Origin of the sequence: Variovorax sp. IB41, from assembly GCF_016405905.1 — a bacterium.
In the GTDB taxonomy this organism is placed as follows: Bacteria; Pseudomonadota; Gammaproteobacteria; order Burkholderiales; family Burkholderiaceae_C; genus Variovorax.
Genome location: NZ_JAEFCB010000004.1, coordinates 91,045 through 110,322, shown reverse-complemented (window position 1 = coordinate 110,322; position 19,278 = coordinate 91,045). Strand labels below are relative to the sequence as shown.

At 69.2% G+C, this 19,278-nt stretch carries 9 protein-coding genes and 2 pseudogenes; 2 read left to right on the top strand and 9 right to left on the bottom strand.

The features are described from left to right. The coding region (locus JC881_RS32385) for an ESPR domain-containing protein (protein ID WP_269823156.1) at window positions 1-1,577 on the bottom strand (1,577 nt) is incomplete at its 3' end. 630 nt (window positions 1,578-2,207) lie between these two features. On the opposite strand from JC881_RS32385, the gene JC881_RS10780 reads away from it, so the two are divergent. Further along, window positions 2,208-2,453 (top strand): hypothetical protein, encoded by a 246-nt coding sequence (locus JC881_RS10780; protein ID WP_198785711.1) that lies wholly within the window; start codon window positions 2,208-2,210, stop codon window positions 2,451-2,453. Then, window positions 2,450-2,722: a general secretion pathway protein GspL gene (locus JC881_RS10775; RefSeq protein WP_233101702.1), complete on the top strand. Its 273-nt coding sequence runs from the start codon at window positions 2,450-2,452 to the stop codon at window positions 2,720-2,722. Before JC881_RS10780 ends, JC881_RS10775 begins: the two co-directional genes overlap by 4 nt. Before the next feature lie 24 nt (window positions 2,723-2,746). Here JC881_RS10775 and JC881_RS10770 read toward each other — a convergent pair whose 3' ends face one another. From JC881_RS10770 to JC881_RS32820, 8 genes and pseudogenes are all read right to left on the bottom strand, one after another. Further along, a complete protein-coding gene (locus JC881_RS10770; RefSeq protein ID WP_198785710.1) occupies window positions 2,747-4,012 on the bottom strand; it encodes an MFS transporter in 1,266 nt (421 codons plus the stop codon). Window positions 4,013-4,221: 209 nt separating this feature from the next. Then, the gene (locus JC881_RS10765) at window positions 4,222-4,749 is read right to left on the bottom strand and encodes a hypothetical protein (protein WP_198785709.1); all 528 of its coding nucleotides are present in this window, start codon (window positions 4,747-4,749) and stop codon (window positions 4,222-4,224) included. Between the two features lie 39 nt (window positions 4,750-4,788). Next, a complete protein-coding gene (locus JC881_RS10760) occupies window positions 4,789-12,993 on the bottom strand; it encodes a GH36-type glycosyl hydrolase domain-containing protein (RefSeq protein WP_198785708.1) in 8,205 nt (2,734 codons plus the stop codon). After that, window positions 12,990-13,208 carry a hypothetical protein gene (locus JC881_RS10755; protein WP_198785707.1) on the bottom strand — a complete coding sequence of 73 codons (219 nt, stop codon included), beginning with the start codon at window positions 13,206-13,208 and terminating at the stop codon, window positions 12,990-12,992. Before JC881_RS10755 ends, JC881_RS10760 begins: the two co-directional genes overlap by 4 nt. Window positions 13,209-13,441: 233 nt before the next feature. Beyond that, window positions 13,442-14,707, bottom strand: coding sequence for a YadA family autotransporter adhesin (locus JC881_RS32380; RefSeq protein WP_332875223.1), 1,266 nt, complete (start codon window positions 14,705-14,707; stop codon window positions 13,442-13,444). 1,299 nt (window positions 14,708-16,006) lie between these two features. After that, window positions 16,007-16,090, bottom strand: a pseudogene (locus JC881_RS32830) (ESPR domain-containing protein); the annotation flags it as partial. Window positions 16,091-16,441: 351 nt separating this feature from the next. Beyond that, on the bottom strand, window positions 16,442-17,266 hold the full coding sequence (locus JC881_RS32825; RefSeq protein ID WP_443083342.1) for a YadA-like family protein: 825 nt from the start codon (window positions 17,264-17,266) through the stop codon (window positions 16,442-16,444). A 216-nt stretch (window positions 17,267-17,482) separates the two neighbouring features. After that, window positions 17,483-19,278: pseudogene (locus JC881_RS32820) on the bottom strand (ESPR-type extended signal peptide-containing protein); the annotation flags it as partial.

The following is a 19,278-nucleotide window of genomic DNA, read 5'->3' as shown; positions in this document are numbered from 1 at the left end:
GATGTCGACGTGGACAAGCTGGAGATGCTGCTGGTCGCGGTGCTCAATCCGCTCGAGGTCGACGTCGATAGGCTGTTGATCCGACTGGTTGCCGTGCTAAGGCCCGTGGAGGTGGAGGTCGACAGGCTGGAGATGCCGCTGGTCGCCGTGCTCAGGCCGGTCGACGTGGAAGTCGAGAGGCTGCCGATGCTGCTGGCCGTGGTGCTCATGCCCGTGCTCAGCTGGGCCACCGTCACCGCGTCCTGCTGCGCGGCGCCGTCGGCCACGTTGGTGATGCGGCGCAGCGCCGAAGAGGAGCCGACCGAGACTTCCGATGCGGGTGCGGCCTTGCCTGTGAGGAACGCTGTGCCCGTGGGGGCCGCGGTGCCGGTGGTGCTGCCCGCACCTATCGCCACGCTGTTGCCATAGGAAGCCTTGGCACTGGCGCCGAGCGCCACGGAAGAGTCGCCCAGTGCATTGGCCGATTCGCCCAAGGCCGTGCTGCTGACGCCGTCGGCCAGCGAATAGCTGCCGATGGCCGTGGCGTAGTTCTTGGTCGCCGTGCCTGCAGCGCCGATCGCCGTCGCGCTCTCTGCGCCGGTGAAGGCACCGTTGCCGATGGCGGCGGACCTGGCCCCCACCGCGTTGGCCAAAGAGCCGAACGCCGTGGAGCCGGAGCCCGTGGCTCTCGCGCTGTTGCCGAATGCGGTGGAAGGCGCTTTTCCGGTGTTGTCCCCGACGGCCAGCGCGTTGGTTCCGAACGCCATGTCGTTGGTGAAGGCGGCGTTCGCGTTGTTGCCGATGGCAGTTGCGCCGCCGCCGTTGGCCCTGGCGCCGGAGCCGACCGCCGTGGTGTTGGAGCCGCTTGCAAAGGCGTTCAGTCCGACGGCGACAGAGCCGCTCGACAGGGCGTTGGCGCTGGTGCCGATGGCGATGGCGTCATCGCCGGTGGCGTTCGTCGGATTGGTTCCGGCACCGATCGCCAACGCGCGGTTTCCGGACGTGGCGCCCAGCGTCGCGGTGCTGCCGATGCGCATCGCGTTCGTGGTGGTACCGCCGCCCAGGCCCAGGTTGCCGGAGTTGACGAACAGGTCGCCGCCGATGCTCAGCGAATTCGCGCCGACGCCGCTGCTGGGGCCGTAGAAGAGGGCGCGGTTGGTCTGCGTCGACTTGTCGGTCGTCACGCAACGGGTGTCCGCGCTTCCCACCTGGGCGTTGGTGGGAACGCCGCCGTTCGCGCCGCCGTAGACGCCGCCCGACGTGTTGTTGCCGCCGGAATTCACACCGCTCGGCGCCGTGGTGCCGGAGTAGAGGCCGATGGGGGAGAGGCCCTGTGTGTCGAAGGTCCAGAGGCACCCGTTGTCGTTGCCGTCGTTGATGAAGATGCCGTAGCCGGCCGACGCGGGCAGGCTCATCAATCCGAGGCAGGCAGCGAACGCTGCGCTCGAGAGGGTCGCAAGGCGGAATCGTTTTCGCGTGGCGCTCGCGCTGCCGCTGCACAGGCTTGCGCCGGGCTTGCCTCTGGCGCTGAAAATTTCCGCGACGGCCACCCAGGCGCCAAGCGATTCGTTCCAGATGGAGCGGTAATTTTTATTCATAACCAGTTTCGTTGAGTAATTCCAGGAAGCGGCGGTCAACGGGATGCATGTCTTCCCGCTCTCCATCGCGCGTCGGTTCGAGATGACATGTCGTGAGGGGGCCGCCCGATTGGCTGCGATGTCGCCGTCGCAGCCGTGGGTGTGCGCCGCCGGCGAAGCGCTTGGCGCGTCGCGTGGCGTGATGCCGTCCCTGTTAACTTTGTTATCAAAAATCCGAGCCGCGAGTCTAGGAGGGCACAGTTGCTTTCACCCGTTAACTTTTCCGCGCGAAATCGAACGTTTTCAAGAACTGGCGTAGTTCCTTAACTTTTGAGCGCGTTTGTGTGAGATTTGTCTCGCCTGACGCAATCGCAACACGGTCGCACTAAGCGATCGGAGGGCGTTGAGAGAAATAGCCGTGAAGTAGTGAGCAGATACGCATCCAAATTGACGCCGCGGCTTCAAATTGATTACGTATGTGAACCATTTCCTAGGGAATGGCCGGCCACTCTCCTATCTTCCCGGTCTTGCAACCCAGTGGCGATTTCGCACGCAGGGTGTGCACGACAGCCTCGTCGATCCCTTCGAACTCCATGACCGCGCAAACCCGTCGCCGTACCGTGAGCGCGCGAGAAGAAAAAGAGGCAGCCCATGCTTAACCCGTTCCTGCCCGATATGAACCCGGACGAGCCGCCCGCACCCAACCTGCGTCCGGCCTACATGGGATGGCTGCCATTGCTCCTCTATGTGCTGGCGACCACGGCCTTCCTGTTCATGGCCATGCGCATGCCGAACATCGTGGCGGCTTCGTTGTTCGTGACGGCGGCGATGGTGTCGCTGGGCGCCGGCGTCGTGCTCGGACTGAGCGTGTGGATATTCCCCGAGCTTCCGCGATGAACAGCACCGCCCCATCCATGGAAGCCGGCCTGTCCCGCAACCCGCGCAGCTGGCGGATGGCATTGATCGCCGCGCTGCTCGCCCTCCTGGTCATGCTGGCCGTGACGCTGGCGTGGCTGGTGGGGTATCAGGTGGAAGCCGCACAGGAGCGGCGCGCGTTCGAGGCTGCGTTGCGTGAAGCGGATGCGCGTTGCTTCGAGCTGGCAACGCACCGCGAGACGGACCTGTGCCGGGCGACCAACGCGTTGCGCGGCAGCCCGGCCAAATAAAGACAGAGAGAACGAGAACCCGCGTTATTCCGGAATGGCCGCCAGCGGCGCCCCACCGCGCGCCCGGCCCAGCGTCCCGACGATCAGCGCTGCGATCAGCACCAGCACGCCGCTGAGCACCATCGCGCTGGAGATGCCGAAGTTGTCGACCGTGAGCCCGCCGATGAGCGCACCCGAGGCGATCGCCACCTGGAAGCCGCTCACGAGCAGCGCCTGGCCGGCTTCGGGGGCATCGGGCACGGCTTCCATCATCCAGCCGGTGAGCGCCACCGGAATCAGGCCGAAGGCCACGCCCCAGATGAAGACCACCACCGCGCCGGGCACGAAGCCGCTGCCGATCATCGTGGACAGCAGCAGCGCCGTCGCGAGCATCAGCGCCGCAAGCAACGTGGTGCCGCGCACGCTGCGCGCCACCAGGCTGCCGCCGACGAAGGTGCCGATGAAGCCGACCGCGCCGTAGACCAGGAGCAGCGTCGACACCGCGTTCGGCGCCAGGCCGAACACCTGTTGCAGCAGCGGCTTGAGGTACGTGTAGGCCGCGAAGTGACCGGCAATGAAGAACAGCACCGCGAGCAGCCCGACCTGCGCCATGCGGCGCGTGAGTGGCGTGAGCAGGTCGCGCGCACCGATGGCGCGCACCGGCGGAATCGCAGGCAGGAGCCACAGCTGCACCACCAGCACGAACGCGGCAAGCGCACCGGTCACCGCGAACGAAGCGCGCCAGCCGAAGAGCGTGCCGAGGAACGAGCCCGCGGGCACGCCGAGCACCGTGGCGGCCGACACGCCGGCCAGCACCAGCGACATCGCGCGCGCCTTCGAGGCATCGGGCACCAGCTGCGTGGCCGCGGCCGGCGCAAAGGTCCAGAAGCCACCCACGCACAGGCCCAGCAGCAGGCGCGCGACCAGCATCGTGGCGAAGTTCGGCGCAAAGGCTGCGAGCAGGTTCGAGGCGATCAGCAAGGTGGTGAGCGCGATCAGCACCGTGCGCCGGTCGAGCTTGCCCGAGGCGACGATCAGCGCCGGCCCGGCGAAGGCGGCGAGCACGCCGGGCATCGTGACCATGAGGCCGGCCGTGCCGTCGGAGACGTTCAGGCCGCGCGCGATGTCGGTGAGAAGGCCGATCGGCATGAACTCGGTCGAGACCATCGCGAAGGTGCCGACGGCAATGGAGCCGACGGCGAGCCAGGCGGAGCGGGTGGTCTCGACCAGCCCGTGCGATGGTGTCTGCGTCGGGGCCGGCGACGGCGACAGGTCATCGACGCAGGGGTTGCTGCTGGGTGCATTCATCATGAGAGGGGTCCTGGGGCGCATCGGCCAGGCGCGTGCCGATGCTTGTTGCGGGAGTCCAGGGAGTGTGAAAGCGCAAGCCCTCGCGACAAAGGGGTCTTGCGGCAGTAGTCAGTTTCCGCTGGGCGAACAATCGGCCCTTTTTGCAACGCTGTGGCGGCTGGCCCGCGCGCCGTGGCGGCTATCGCCACCACCACCACAACAACCGCCCGTTATCGGGGCTGCAGCACCCGGCCGTCCGCGATGAACGAATCGCCGACCAGCACACGAAAGTCCGCACCCTGCGCAAAGCGGGGCTTGGCAAGCTCGGGTGTCAGGAACTCGACGTCCAGCGCATGCGCCTTCCCGCGCTCCAGCACTTCGCCCTGCGGCACGAACCACCGGGCCGAAAAACCTTCGTTGTCGATCACCAGCGCGCAGCGGTATTCCCCGGCGCCCAGCGGCACGTCGTGCACCGGCAGCGCCGGCGGGCGCAGCGTGAGCGCGACCTGCAGATGCGGCGTGAACGCGCCCAGCGCATCGAAGGTCACCGGCTCGGGCGGTGGCGCGCGGCGCGGCAGCTTGCCGATGAGCCACGCGATCACGTTGCCGATGATCGGCACCCACAGCACCATCAGCAGCGTGGCGATGTCGCGCGTGGTGGTGCCGCGCTCCGCGTAGTGCCGCACCACCGCCCCCGTGACCGCCACGCACAGCAGGATGATGACGATGAGCTTGCGGCGGAACTGGATCTTGGTCATGAAAGTGCGGGTGGTGGGGGCTGAACAGGCCCGCGGACCTTAACCCACCCGCAGCACCGCGTCCGCCGGCAGCGCCTGCCAGTCGATCCACTCGCCCACGGCCACGTGGTGCGTCGGCGTCGCGGCGGCCTCGGGCGCGCCCCATTGCAGCGTGAGACGGCGCTCGCCGAGCCGCAGTGCGATCTCGAAGCCCGGCCAGTGCGCGGGCACATGCGGCGTCAGCGAAAGATGCCTGCCCTTCACGCTCAGCCCCAGCAGCGTTTCGACGGACGCGCGGTGCAGCCACGCGGCCGAGCCGGTGTACCAGCTCCAGCCACCGCGGCCCACATACGGCGCGGCGCCGTAGATGTCGCCCGCCATCACGTAGGGCTCCAGCTCGTAGGCCGGTCCGCGCTCCGGGTTTGCCGCGCGGTGCGCCGGGCTCAGCCCCTCGAAGCTCTGCCATGCCGCTTCATGGTCGCCTTGCAGCGCCTGCGCCATCAGCGCCCACACCGCGCCGTGCGAATACTGCCCGCCGTTCTCGCGCACGCCCGGCGGATACGCCTGGATGTAGCCCGGGTTGTTGGTCGAGTGCGCGAAGGGCGGCGTCAACAGGCGCAGGAGGCCCGCCGGCTCGTCGTGCAGGTGCTTCTTCACGGCGGCCATCGCGGGGCCGGTGTGCGCCTCGTCCGAGGCGCCCGAGAGCACCGACCACGCCTGCGCGATCAGGTCGATGCGGCACTCGTCGTTGGCCGATGAGCCCAGCGGCGCGCCGTTGTCGAAGAAGGCGCGGCGGAACCACGCACCGTCCCAGCCCGCGTCGTGCAGCGCGGCGATCCAGCCGCGGCGCGCCTCGGTCCAGCGCGCCGCGCGCTCGTGTTCGCCGCGTGCCTGGGCGATCGGCGCGTAGTGCGCGACGACGCTGCACAGGAACCACGCGAGCCACACCGATTCGCCGCGGCCTTCGTTGCCCACGCGGTTCATGCCGTCGTTCCAGTCGCCCGTGCCCATCAGCGGCAGGCCGTGCACGCCGGTCTTCAGGCTCTTGTCGATGGCGCGCGCGCCGTGGTCGAACACGGTGGCCGTGCGGCCGTTGTTCTGCGGCGCGTAGTAAGCGTCTTCGGCGCCCTCGGGAATCGCGGGGCCTTCGATGAAGCCGACCACCTGGTCGAGCAGCGATGCATCGCCGGTCACCTCCACATAGTGCGCCGTCGCGAACGGCAGCCACAGCAGGTCGTCCGAGAAATGCGTGCGCACGCCGGCGCCGCCGGGCATGTGCCACCAGTGCTGCACGTCGCCCTCGGGAAACTGGCGCGCGGCGTTCACGAGGATCTGCTCGCGCAGCCGCGCTGGATCGGTGAGCGCGAAGGCCATCGCGTCCTGCAGCTGGTCGCGAAAACCAAAGGCGCCGCCCGCTTGATAAAAGCCGGCCTTCGACCAGAGCCGGCAGGCCAGCGTCTGGTAGACGAGCCAGCGGTTGACCATCGCGTCGAAGAGCGGATCGGGCGTGCGCACCGCAAGCCGCCCGAGCAGTTCGTCCCAGAAGCCGCGCACCTGCGCGAGCGCTTCAGGCACGTCGCGCTGCCGCCAGCGGCGGGCGAGTTCGAGTGCCGCGTCGGCGTTGTCGGCATGGCCCAGCACGAAGGTGAATTCCGCGGTCTCGCCGGCGCCGACGACGAACTCACCGCCGATGGCCGCGCAGGCATCGAGCCCGCTGCCCGCGCGCCGCGCGAGCGTCTCGGGCACCTCGACGATGCCGTGGCCCGCAAAGAATTCGTTGCGGTCGCAGGTCCACTGTGTCGCACCCGGCAGTCCCGCGAGCAGCAGGAAAGCCGTGCTCCCGCCGAAGCCCCCGCCCGATTCGCGTTGCTGGCCGAACACCGCCGGCTGGTCTTCCGGCTTCCAGCAATGCACGGTGCGCCGCTCGCCGCGCGCGGCGCCCATCTGCCACTCGACCATGCCGAGCGCGCGCAGGCGCCGCTGGCCCGCGCCTTCGTTGTGCACGCGCACATGCACGAGCTTCGCGGCATCGTCACGGTCCGCGAAGAAGGTGGTCTTGAGCGTCAGGTTGCGCAGCCGGCATTCGAAGACCGAATAGCCCTGCCCGTGCCGCACGCGGTGGCGCACGGCTTCGGCGCCGCTCGCGCCCTGGCCGGCCGGCGTGAGCGGCAAGAGCTCGCGCGTGGCCAGGTCCTGCAGCAGGTAATGCTCGAAGGCCGGGTCCTGCACCGGGTCGTTCGACCACGGCGTGACCTGGTGCATGCGGCTGTTGCCGGCCCAGGTGTAGCCCGTGCCCCATTCGGACACCTGGAAGCCGAAGTTGGCATTGGCGATCACGTTGACCCAGGGGCGCGGCGTGCGGTTGTCCATGTCCACGTCGAAGCGGAACTCCCCGCTCTGCGCGTCGAAGCGGCCGGCGGGCGCCGTCATCGGCGTCGTCGCGGGCCGTGCAGACTGCGCCGCGGCCGAGCGCATCAGGAGCGGCGTGCGCTGCGGCACCGGCGCGCTGCTGTCGTCGGCGATCGTCGGGCTGCGCGCCTCGTGCAGCGCGGCCACCTGCACCTCGAGCGCGCGGCCGTCGGCCGTGAACACCACGCGCGCGAGGCTGGAGAGCGCGGCCTTTTCCGAGGGCGCCACCTCGTGGTCGCGCAGCAGGTAGAAGCCGGCCGTGTCGTTGCGCGGAAAGCTGTTCTGGGTCTGCTGCTGCACGCGGGTGCGCAGGGTCTCGATCTCGCGCTGCAGCGGCATCAGGTAGGAGTTGGGCTCGCTGTTGAGCACCACCAGGTCGCAGGCCACGCCGCCGAAGCCCCACCACGGCTGCGCGCGCAGCAACGTGTTGATGAGGCCCATGCCGTTCATCGAATGGATGTAGACCAGGACGATGGGCTTGTCGCCCGAGATGCCGAAGCGCCAGATTTGCCGGAGGTCGATGAGCCCGCGGTCCTTCATCACGCGCGGCGTGGTGTAGGTGAGGATGGTGGTCAGGTCCTGCAGCGCGAGGTTCTGCGCGGGCGCGATGCTCAGGTCGCGCAGCCGCACCTGCGCCAGCGTGGCGGCCATGCGCGTGGCGCGCTCCACGTGCATCGGCTGCAGGTAGCGGTCGATGCTGGGCATCAGCGCCTCGATGCTTTCGTCGGCCGCGGTCGCGAAGCTCAGGCGCGCGGTGGCGCCGGGCGCGATCGACAGCCGCACGCGCAGGCAAGCGATCGGGTCCAGACCGTTCACCGGCGTGCCGTTGATGTGCAGCGGCTGGGGGTCGAGCGCGGGGCTCGCGAGCGAGCGGTTGCGGCCGATGAAGGCGCGCCGGTCGGTCATGCAGTCGATGGAGAGCACGTGCGCATCGACCGAGGCGACGAAGTGCGCCGCGGCCACCACCGGGTCGCCGTGCAGCCGGGGCCTGCGCGACATGAGCAGCGCGCGCCATGCGGGTTCCCAGCGCGATTCGACGAACAGGTTGGCGAAGGCCGGATGCGCCTCGTCGGCCTTGGGGTTCGAGAGCACCGGCTCGAAGTACGAGATGAGTTCGAGCGTGCGCGTCTGGTCGCCCGAGTTGTGCAGCGAAATGCTGCGCAGCTCGGTGTCGTCCTCGGGGCTGATGAGCACCGTGGTGCGCACCTGCAGGCCGGGGCCGGCCGCGTCGAACTGCACCTGGTCGGCCAGGAAGCGCGTGCGGTAGAGCCAGTCGGCGCCGGGCGCGGGCAGGGCGGTGAGCGAAGTGAGCTCGCTCTGGCCTTCGTCGCGCAGGTAGAAGAAGGTGCCGTGGCTGTCGCGCAGCGGGTCGTCGCGCCAGCGCGTCACGTTGAACGAGCGCCAGCGGCTCACGCCCGCGCCGTTGGCGCGCAGCGCGACCGTGTAGCGGCCGTTCGAGAGCAGGTGCGTGGGCTGGAAGCCCGCGGCCATCGGATCGACCAGGCGCGGCTGGAACAGCGGCGCCAGCTCGGTCTGGCTGGGCTCGGGCGGCGTGCGCGGATCGGCGCTGCCGATGATCTGGCGCGGCGTGCGCTCGTGCAGCAGCGACTCGTGCGCCTGCACCAGCGCGGCGCTGCCGAACCAGCGGCGCGGACCGTCGGCGCACAGCACGTTGCACAGCGCCACCAGCGACATGCCCTGGTGGTGCGCCATGAAGTTGCGCACCACGGTGAATTCCTGCCCCTCGGCCTGGCGCGAGGTGGTGAAGTCCACCGCGTCGTGAAAGCCGAACTCGCCGCGCGCGCCGAGCGCTTCGAGTCGCTCCAGGTTGCTCACCGCCGCCGCCGGCGCGAGCACCGCGGCCATCACGCTCGCATAAGGCGCGACCACGCGGTCGGTGGGCGGCGTGCGCCGCAGCGCCAGCCGCGGCACGCCGAAGGGCGAGTACTGGTAGGCCAGCGAGTGGTCCTGCGCGAAGTAGGCCGATTCCGAAACGCCCCACGGCAGGTTCTGCGCGCGGCCGAAGGCCTGCTGCTCGGCGATGGCCGCGCTGTTGGCCACCTGCAGCAGGCCGTCTTCGGGCTCGGACATCACGAGCGCGGGCATCAGGTACTCGAACATCGAGCCCGACCACGATTTGAGGCTCGGCTCGAAGCCCACCAGCAGGAACGGCCGGCCCAGCGCCATCCAGTGGCGCCGCGGCACGTCGCCCTTGGCGATCGCCAGGAAGCTCAAGAGGCGCGACTCGGACGCCAGCAGGTCGTAGTAGCTCGCATCGAGCACGTTCTCCTCGACGCGCAGGCCGATGTGGAACAGGTGGCGCTTGGCGTCGTAGAGGCCGCTGAAATCCATGCCGGCGTGCAGCGCGTCGCAGCGCTGCGCGAGCGCTTCGAGCACGGGCGCTTCGTGGCTCTCGCAGCCCTCTGCCGAGAAGGCGCGGCAGGCCTGCGCCACCGCCACGAGGTGGCCCGCGAAGTTGCCGCTGTCCACGCTGGAGACGTAGTCCGGCGGCAGCGGCTTGAGCGATTGCGTGTCGTACCAGTTGAAGAGGTGGCCCTGGTGCTTCTGCATGCGGTCGACGGTGTCGAGCGTGGCGCCGATGCGTTCGAGCAGCGCGGCCGTGTCGATCCAGCGGAACTCACGCGCGCAGCACACCGCCAGCAGGTACATGCCGATGTTGGTCGGCGAGGTGCGATGGGCGATGGTGGGCTGCGGCTCCAGCTGCAGGTTGTCGGGCGGCAGGTGGTTGTCGTCGGGGCCGACCACATGCTCGAAGAAAAGCCAGGTGTCGTGCGCGAGTTTTTCGAGGTAAGTGCGCTGGTCGGCACTCAGCGGATCGGGCACCTCGGCATCGACGCGGCTGCTCCACCACGCCGCGACAGGCGCGAGCGCCCAGACGACGAACAGCAGCGGGCCGACGATCGGGTAGGCGCTCCAGTGCGCCGCCACCGCGAGCGCGAGGCAGGCCACGCTGCTGAAAGCGCCGCCACGCAGGAACGGCAGCAACTGCTGGCTGGACTGCGCCTGCGCCTGCGCGGCGGTGGTCCATTGCAGCAGGTGCTTGCGGCTCACGACGAGCCGCCACGTCGCGAGAAATGCCGCGTCGAGCAACAGGCGCGTCTGCGCCGCGAGCTGCACGAACTGCCAGGCCGCGCCGGCCATGGCGCGCAGCAACTCGACCGCGCCCACGTCGAAGAAGTGGCGCAGCTCGATGGCGCGCCGCGTCGGCACCAGCCCGGCCAGCGCGCCGAGCAGCGGCCCGAGCGTGAGCGCCGCGCCGACGGCCGCCAGCGCCCAGCCGAGCGGCATCGCCTGCGTGAAGATCACCAGCACCAGCAGCGCGAAAGAAGCCGGCACCACCTGCGAGCGGCGCAGGTTGTCGCCCATCTTCCAGAGGCCGAGCGCGTCGATGCCGAAGCGCCGGGCGCGCCACATCAGCGGCAAGAGCTGCCAGTCGCCGCGCACCCAGCGGTGCACGCGCGAGGCGGCCACGCCGGCGTGGTGCGGATGGTCTTCGACCAGCACCACGTCGCTCACCATCGCGCAGCGCGCGACCGTGCCTTCGAGCAGGTCGTGGCTGAGCACCGCGCTGTCGGGGATGCGTTCGTTCAACGTGGCGTGCACCGCGCGCACGTTCAAGAGGCCCTTGCCGGTGAACGAGCCGCTGCCGAACACGTCCTGGTAGATGTCCGATGCACCGCTGCCATAGGGGTCGAGCCCGCACTGGCCGGCGAACATCCAGTGGAAGGGCGAGCGCTCGTTCTGCATCGGAAACGGCGTGACGATGCGCGGCTGAAGGATGCCGAAGCCCGCGACGACGCGGCGGCTTTGCGCATCCACCTCGGGCGCGTTGAGCGGGTGCGCGGCGATCGACACCAGGTCGCGCAGCGCGCCGGGCGGCAGGCCCGTGTCGCTGTCGAGCGTGAGCACGTAGGGCGTGCGGCCCGCGGCCAGCTGCTGGCCGGGCGCGAGCGGCAGGAAGCCGCTCATATCGCTGGTAATGCCGGTCGCCAGCAGGCGCACCAGCATCTCCAGCTTGCCGCGCTTGCGCTCCCAGCCCATCCAGCGCTCCTCGGTGTCGCTCCAGGTGCGCGGGCGGTGCAGCACGAGAAAGCGCGGCGCCGCGCCGTCGGCCACGGGGTATTTCGCGTTGAGGGCGGCGATGCGCTGGATGGCGTCGTCCAGCAGCGGGGCATCGTCGGGCAGCGAGGCCTGCGCGGCGTCGGCCCAGTCGGTGAGGAGTGCGAACTGCGCGTGCGGCTCGCGGTTGGCGAGCCAGTGCAGCTCGAGCCGGTGCGCGAGCTGCGCGTTGCTCGCGGCCGAGGTCAGCAGCGTGGGAATGACGACGAGCGCGCGGTGCCGCTCGGGAATGCCGGCCGCGAAATCCAGGCGCGGCAGCGCCTGCACGCGCACCGACTCGGCCATGATCCGCTGCGCGAGCGCGATCAGCGCCTCGGAGAGCGGCCATGCGAGCAGCACGAGCGCGACCACGGTGGTCCAGTCGCCGCGGTGCGCGAGGCCGTGCGCCACGGCGAACAGCAGCAACGCTGTGCCCACGGCGACGGACAGGAGATACGCCGGCAGACGCCAGCTGCGATGGCTGCGCGCGGGCTGGATGGGAACGGCTCGGCCATCGCGGCCCGCCTTCTCATCGGACTGCAACGCGGCGATCAATGCCGGCCGGCCCTGGCCGAAGAGGTAGTAGCCGGCGGTGCCGTCGGCACGGTCGGTCTCCGCGGCGGCGTCGTCGGCCGGCGCGCTCGCGGCCATGCGCACGACGGCCTCGGCCACCTCGCGCTCGGGCTGCTCGGTGTCGCGCGCCACGCGCTCCATTGCATGCGTGATCTGCTGGCGCGTGCGCTCGCTCTCGCTCGCGAAGCTCGGCAGCTCGCGCAGCACGCGCAGCGACCGGCTCACCGGCTCGATGAGGTCGCTCCACTCGACCTGGCCGATCATGCGCAGCGTCGTGATGATGTTGCCGACCGTGAGGTTGGCGGCGGCCTGCGCGTTCTGCGCGTCGTTGATCAGCGCCGGGCCGTTGGGGCAGTGCTGTTCGGTCCAGCGCACGAGCGCGGGCATGTTCTCGCCGTGCTCCACCGGCAGGCGCTGCCAGAGCTGCGTGAGGTAGTTGTCCTGCAGGCCGTGGCTCTGCAGCGCGCGGTAGAGCACGTCGAGGTCCTGCGCCGAGAGATGCGGCGCCGCGTCCCAGGCGGCATGCGCGATCTCGCGCGCGACCTTGTTCTCGGCAATGCTCTCGGCCACGCGGCGCAGGTTCTCCAGCAGCACCACGCGCAGCGTGGTGGGCAGCGCCCAGAGCTCGCCGAGCGTGAGCTCGTCGATGTCCTGGTAGGCGTTGAGGAAGGCGGTGAACAGCGTCTTGTTGAGCACGCTGTCGGTGTGCGCCACATAGGCCCACGCGATGCCGTACACCCGCGGCAGCCCCGCGAGCGGCGGCGTCGCGAGCTTGGGCAGCCGCGCGTAGTAGCTGCGCGGCACGCCGTCGTGGATCTGCTGGAGCTGCGCCTCCACGAGGTGGAAGTTGTCGAGCAGCCATTCGGCGGCCGGCGACACATAGCGCCCGCTCTGCGAGATTCGCGCGATGTAGTCGAAGGCGGCGCGCAGCGATTCGAGGTTTTCGTCCACGCGCGGAAAAAACGGTGCGCCCTCGCCGGCGCGGCGGGGGTCTTCTTCCACCACCTGCGCGCGCGCGAGGCTGTGGCCGTGCTGCTCGAAACGTTGAGCGCCGAAGAGTTCGGCGCGGATCGGAAGCGCTACCGGGTCATGCGGACCCAGCAGAAGGGCCCGAGCGTAGTGACTGAGCCCCTGGAGGCGGTCGGCGACGGCTGCGGCGCTCAAGCGATCGCGAAGAGACCGATGCCCAGCACCACGGCCATGCAGGCCATCGTGACGATGCGGCCCGCAGCGAGTGCGCGCACACGTTGCATGTGGCTTCGCACCGAGAACCATCGGCCGTGAGCCTGCGCGCAATGGCGCATGTGGGAGGCCAGGGCTTCGAAGTCGTCGTTGACGAAATCGACTTGCGAATGGGTAAGGGACTGCGGGACGGACATTGCAACGGGCTCCTGTGAAACGACTTCGAGCTGCCGCGCGATTGCGAGAACTGTGAACGTATCCGACCGTACCCGTTTAAATGGCCTTACAGGTGCCTGATTGGCGATTGTTCACGTAGGAAAGGGCGCACAAGGCGCCCTTTCAATTTCTCGTCTTTCAATTTCTCCGCTGGGTGGCCGGCGCCTGAATCGACAACTGTGTTGCTCAGGCCCGGCGCTGGAGAAAACCGTCGTCAGTTGAACTCGTAGCCCAGGCCCACGCCGACGTTGAACTTGCTGCTGCTGTAGCCGCCGTTGACCTTGTAGACCCACTTGCCATCGCCCGAGCGCGACGAATAGCCGATGGCCATCGCGTTGTAGCCCGAGTAGTTGCCCACGCCCATCGACAGCAGGCTCTTGCCCGGCGTCATGGCCTGCGGCATCGCGCTCATCGCGGTGGCCATCGCCACGCCCGAATACGCGATGCGCTGCGTGCTGGCGATCTGGCCTTGCAACTGGCCCTGCACGGCCGACAACTGCGCCTTGTTGACCGCGTCGTTCGGCAGGATGCCCGGCGCCACGTTGGAGAGGCGCGTGCCGCCCGGTGCCTGACCGTTGCCCAGGGCGACCTCGTTGTAGTTGACGGAGCCGTCGGGGTTGGTCGCGTACTGCACGCTGCCGGCCTTCGTCGCGTTCGAGGCGGCCTTGAGCTGCGCGATGTTCGCCGCGTCGCTGTCGACCGAGCCTGCGGCCACGCCGGTGATCTGGCGGAACTGGCCGTTGGCCGCGTCGCCCACGGACACGGCGGCCTGCGTGCTGGTCGTCGACTTGATGGCGGCTTGCTGCTGCGCATTCGCGGTGTGCGGAACATAGCCGGCCGCGCCGGCTGCGGTCGTTGCCACCGATCCAGCGCCCAGCGCAACGCCGCCACTCTGCGTGACCACCGCGCCGAAGCCGATCGCCGTGCCGTGCGAGCTGTTCTGCGCGTTGCTCAGCGATGTGCCGCCGGCATCCGCACCGTCGCCCAGTGCCACGCCGCCACCGCCCGCGCGGGCGTTCTGGCCGATGGCTTGCGAGCCCGTGGCCAACGCACCGGTGCCGATGGCGATCGCGTTCGCGCCGCTCGCCTGGGCGTTGGAGCCCACTGCCAACGCACCGTCGGCCGTCGCCTTTGCACCGTTGCCGGCGGCCAAGGAGTTGGCGCCACTGGCCACCGACCGCGGACCGATGGCCACGGAATCGCGGCCGCTGGCCGATGCGTCATTGGCGGTCGAGTTGGCGTGGAAATACTTGGTGCCGCCGTTGTAGATGCCGGTGACCGTCGTGCTCAAGGTGGCGACGTTCCCGTTCGTGACACCGAGGCCGGTGGACAGGGTGCCGAGGCCGGTGGACAGGCTGCCGATGCCGGTGGACAGGCTGCCGACGTTGTCGGTCACCGTGCTCAGGCCGGTAGAGAGGCTGGAGATGCCGCTGACTGCAGTGCTCAGGCCCGTGGCGGTCGAGGTCGACAAGCTGCTCACGCTGCTGTTTGTCTCGCTCAGCGCTGTAGACAGGCTACCGACGTCGGTGGTCGCCGGCTTCTCGGCCGGATCAGGCTTTGCATCGCCGGCCGTTGTTGCGGCCGAAGGCTGCGCTGCGGTGTTGGCGCCATTCGCCGCGTCGGCTTTCGCGTCGGTCGTCGGTTCTGCCGCGGGAGCGGGCTTCGCATCGCCGGCCGTCGGTGCAGCGGTGGTCGGCTGTGCCACGGGAGCAGCCTTCGAATCGCCGCCCGTCGGGTTGGCCGAAGGCTGCGGCGCTGCCGTCGTGGGTTGCGCTGGGGTGGTGTTTGCGCCGTTTGCAGCCGGTTCGGTTTTGACACCGGTTGCCGGTTCCGCCGCAGGAGCGGGCTTCACATCGCCTGTGGTTGGTTCGGTCGCAGGCTGCGGCATCGTGGTCACCGGCTGCGTTGCGGCGGGCTCTGTGTTCTTGGCCGACGGATCGGTCTTCGCATCGTCCGTCGTCGGTGCGGCGGTTGCCGGCTGTGCAGAGGGAACAGCCTTCGCATCGCTGGCCGTTGGCGCAGCGGTTGTGGGCTGTGCTGCCGCAACGGGCTTTGCATCAGGGGTCGGCTGTGCGGCTGAAGCAGGCGTTGCGTCCGGCGTCGGCTGTGCTGCAGGAGCGGTCTCCGCGGCGCCGGACGCTGGACCAGCCGAAGCCTTCGGCGGATTGGATGTCGTCGCCGCGACGGGCTCTGACGGTGGAGTGGCAGGAGTGGGCTTCGTATCGCTGGTTGTCGGTGCGGCGGTCGTCGGCGGTGCAGACGGAACGGGCGTTGCGTCCGGCGCCGGCTGTGCTGCAGGAGCGGGCTCCGAAGCGCCGGGCGATGGAACGGCCGAAGCCTGCGGCGGTGTGGGCTGCGTTGGCGTTGCGGGCGCCGACTGCGGGGCGGCAGGAGTGGGCGTCGCATCTGCGGTCGTTGGTGCCGCGGTCGTCGGCTGGACCACCGGAACAGGCGTTGCTTCCGGCGCCGGCTGTGCGGCCGGAAGAGGTGCTGCCTCGGCCGCCGGCTCGGCCGTCGGCTGTGCCGCAGGAGCGGGCTCCGCAGCGGCGGGTGCTGGTCCGGCGGAAGTTTGCGGCGGAGTGGCCGGCGTCGGCGCTAGAAACTCCGGCGGTGCAGCGGCGGGAGTGGGCTGCGCACCCGGCGGCACGGCTGACGGTTGGTCGGCGGTCGCCTCTGGCGCGCTGGGCGTTGCCTCCAATTGCGCGTGGGCCAGCGAAGCACCCATCAACATGAGGCCGGCAAAGCCGACAGCGGCCAACTGGGCAGACCCGCTGCGCTTGCCGCGCGGCTTGGTGGTTTCGGAAGCGGCCACCCAGGTGCCGAGAGATTCATTCCAGATCGAGCGATGTGATTTTTTATTCATTGAGATCAACGGTTGAAAAGTAACTAACCACGAAGGGATGCACGGAAAAGCGCACCGAGGCTCCCTCGCACGGCCTCGGTCACACGCGGCGCGCAAACGCCGACGGTTCGGTTCTTCAGGAAAGCTGCAGGCCTGCGGCCAAAGCGATTCGGGCTGTCGCGGCCATGGCTGGCGGCCACCGGCGCGGGCAACAGCGTCGGCATGCCCGTGAACAACATCGGCAAGCGGTTACGGTGCGAGCGGGCTGGACAGGCGCAGGCGATACACCCTCGCGCCGTTGATGCGGGGCATGGCAGATGGCGCGCGTTCTGTTCGTTGTTTTCGGCATCACGTGCGCGGGTGTCCCGCGGCTCATTTCCATTTCCAGCCGATGCCCGCGTTGACGCCCCACTCCTTGCCGGTGGTCGAGAGCCCCGCGCCCCATGACATCCGGCCGTCGTCCGACAGCGTCTTGAAGGTCAGGGCCACCGCGCTATAGCCTCTGTAGCTGCCGAAGCCGATGCCCACGGTCTTCTCGCCGGCGTACAGCGGCGGCAGGTAGGTGCCCGACATCGCGAACGCCATGGCCGAGCCGGAGTAGGCGATGCGCGCCACGTCGCCCACCTGGCGCTGTACCTGGTCCAACTGCCTCACATTGACGGCGTCGGTCGGCAGCACGCCCGGTGCCACGTTGCCGATTCGCGTGCCGCCCGGTGCCTGGCCGTTGCCGAGCGCGACTTCGCTGTAGTTGGTCGAGCCGTCAGCGTTGGTGGCGTACTGCACGCCGCCGGCCTTGGTTGCGTTCGACGCGGCGCGCAGTTGCGCCATGTTGGTGACATCGCTGTCTGCGGAGCCCGCGGCCACGCCGGTGATCTGGCGGAACTGGCCATGGGCCGCGTCGCCCACGGACACCGCGGCCTGCGTGCTGGTCGTGGCCTTGATGGCTGCTTGCTGCTGCGCGCTCGCGTTGCCGGGGATGTAGCCGGCCACGCCTGCCGCGGTGCCGGCGACGGAGCCCGCGCCCAGCGCGACGCCGCCACTTTGCTGCACCACGGCACCGAAGCCGATCGCCGTGCCCTTTGAAACGTTCTGTGCCTGGCTGAGCGGCGTGCCGCCCGCGTCGGCTTTGTCGCCGAGCGCCACACCGCCACCGCCCGCGCGGGAGTTCTCGCCGATGGCCTGCGAGCCCGTGGCCATCGAGCCGGTACCGATCGCGACTGCATTGGGCCCGGCCGCCCAGGCGCCCAAGCCGATGGCGACAGCACCGTCTGCCGTCGCCTTCGCGCCATTGCCGGCCGCGAAGGCGTTGGCGCCGCTGGCCACCGACTGCGGGCCGATCGCTACCGCGTCCTGGCCGGTCGCCCTGGCATCGGGCGCCGTCGAGCTGGCGTGGAAGTACTTCGTGCCCTTGCCGTTGATCGTGTCCACCGTCGTGCTCAGGCTGCCGATGCGGCTGGTGGCGATGCTCAGGCCCATGGAGGTCGAACTCGACAGGCTCGCCAGCCCACTGCCGGCCGTACTCACGCCGGTGGACAGGCTGGCCAGGTTGCTGTTGGTCGTGTTCAGTCCGGTGGACAGGCTGGAGATGCCGCTCGTCGCCGTGCCGAGGCCGGCCGACATCGAGGTCGAGAGGCTGCTGACATTGCTGCTGGTGGTGCTCAGGCCCGTCGAGAGGCTGCCGACGCTGCTGCCCACGGTGCTCAGTCCCGCGGACAGGGTGCCGATGCTGCTGGCCGCGGTGCTCAGGCCACTCGACGTGGAAGTCGAAAGGCTGTCGATGCCGCTCGTGGCGGTGCTCAGCGCCGAGGAGGTGGCGGTGGACAGGCTGGTCAGGCTGCTGCCGGTCGAACTCAAGCCGGTCGAGAGGCTGCCGATGCTGCTCGTGGCCGTGCTCAGGCCGGACGACGTCGACGCCGACAGGCTGCCCACGTCGCTGTTCGTGGTGCTCAGGCCGGTAGACAGGCTCGATATGGCAAGGGTCGCAGTGCTCAGGCCCGACGATGTCGATGCAGACAGGCTGCCAATGCTGCTGTTGGTGGAACTCAGGCCTGTCGACAAGCTCGAGATGCCACTGGTCGCGGTGCTCAGACCTGAGGACGTGGAGGTCGACAGGCTGTCGATGGTGCTCGTTGCAGTGCTCAGGCCGCTCGACGTGGAAGTCGAAAGGCTGCTGACGTTGCTGTTGGTCGTGCTCAGGCCGGTGGACAAGCTGGAGATGCCGCTGGTCGCAGCGCTCAGACCCGAGGACGTGGAGGTCGACAGGCTGTCGATGCTGCTCGCGGCGGTACTCAGACCCGACGAGGCCGAAGTCGACAAGCTGCTCACGCTGCTGTTGGTCGTGCTCAGGCCGGTAGACAAGCTCGAGATGCCACTGGTCGCGGTGCTCAGACCCGACGACGCGGAAGTCGACAGGCTGCTGATGCTGCTGTTCGCTGTGCTCAGCCCACTTGACGTCGACGTCGACAAGCTGCCCACGCTGCTGTTCGTTGTGCTCAAGCCCGTGGACAGGCTGGAGATGCCGCTGCTCGCGGTGCTCAGGCCGGTGGACAGGCTGCCGATGCTGCTGGTGGCCGTGCTCAGGCCCGAGGACGTGGAGGTCGACAAGCTGCTCACGCTGCTGTTCGCTGAACTCAGACCGGTTGACAGGCTTGAGATGCCGCTGGTCGCACTGCTTAAACCAGACGACACCGAGGTCGACAGGCTGCTCACGGTGCTGTCGGTCGTGCTCAGGCCGGTGGACAAGCTGGAGATGCCGCTGGTCGCGGTGCTCAGACCCGACGACGTCGAGGTCGACAAGCTATTGATGCCGCTCGCGGCGGTGCTCAGTCCACTGGATGTCGAAGTCGACAGACTGCTGACGTTGCTGTCGGTCGTGCTCAAGCCGGTGGACAAGCTGGAGATGCCGCTGGTCGCGGTGCTCAGGCCCGAGGACGTGGAGGTCGACAGGCTGTCGATGCTGCTCGTGGCAGTGCTCAGGCCGATCGACAGGCTGGAGATGCCACTCGTCGCGGTGCTCAGGCCCGAGGACGTGGAAGTCGACAAGCTGTCGATGCTGCTCGCGGCCGTGCTCAGGCCAGATGAGGTCGAGGTCGACAGGCTGCTCACGCTGCTGTTGGCCGTGCTCAAGCCGGTGGATAAGCTGGCGATGCCACTCGTCGCGGTGCTCAGGCCCGAGGACGTGGAGGTCGACAGGCTGTCGATGCTGCTCG

Excerpts from the sequence above, each read along its gene's own strand:
- JC881_RS10780 (WP_198785711.1), top strand. The coding sequence starts at position 2,208 with ATGCTTAACCCGTTCCTGCCCGATATGAACCCGGACGAGCCGCCCGCA.
- JC881_RS10775 (WP_233101702.1), top strand. The coding sequence starts at position 2,450 with ATGAACAGCACCGCCCCATCCATGGAAGCCGGCCTGTCCCGCAACCCG.
- JC881_RS10770 (WP_198785710.1), bottom strand. The coding sequence starts at position 4,012 with ATGATGAATGCACCCAGCAGCAACCCCTGCGTCGATGACCTGTCGCCG.
- JC881_RS10765 (WP_198785709.1), bottom strand. The coding sequence starts at position 4,749 with ATGACCAAGATCCAGTTCCGCCGCAAGCTCATCGTCATCATCCTGCTG.
- JC881_RS10755 (WP_198785707.1), bottom strand. The coding sequence starts at position 13,208 with ATGTCCGTCCCGCAGTCCCTTACCCATTCGCAAGTCGATTTCGTCAAC.
- JC881_RS32825 (WP_443083342.1), bottom strand. The coding sequence starts at position 17,266 with ATGGCCACGGGCTCGCAGGCCATCGGCGAGAACTCCCGCGCGGGCGGT.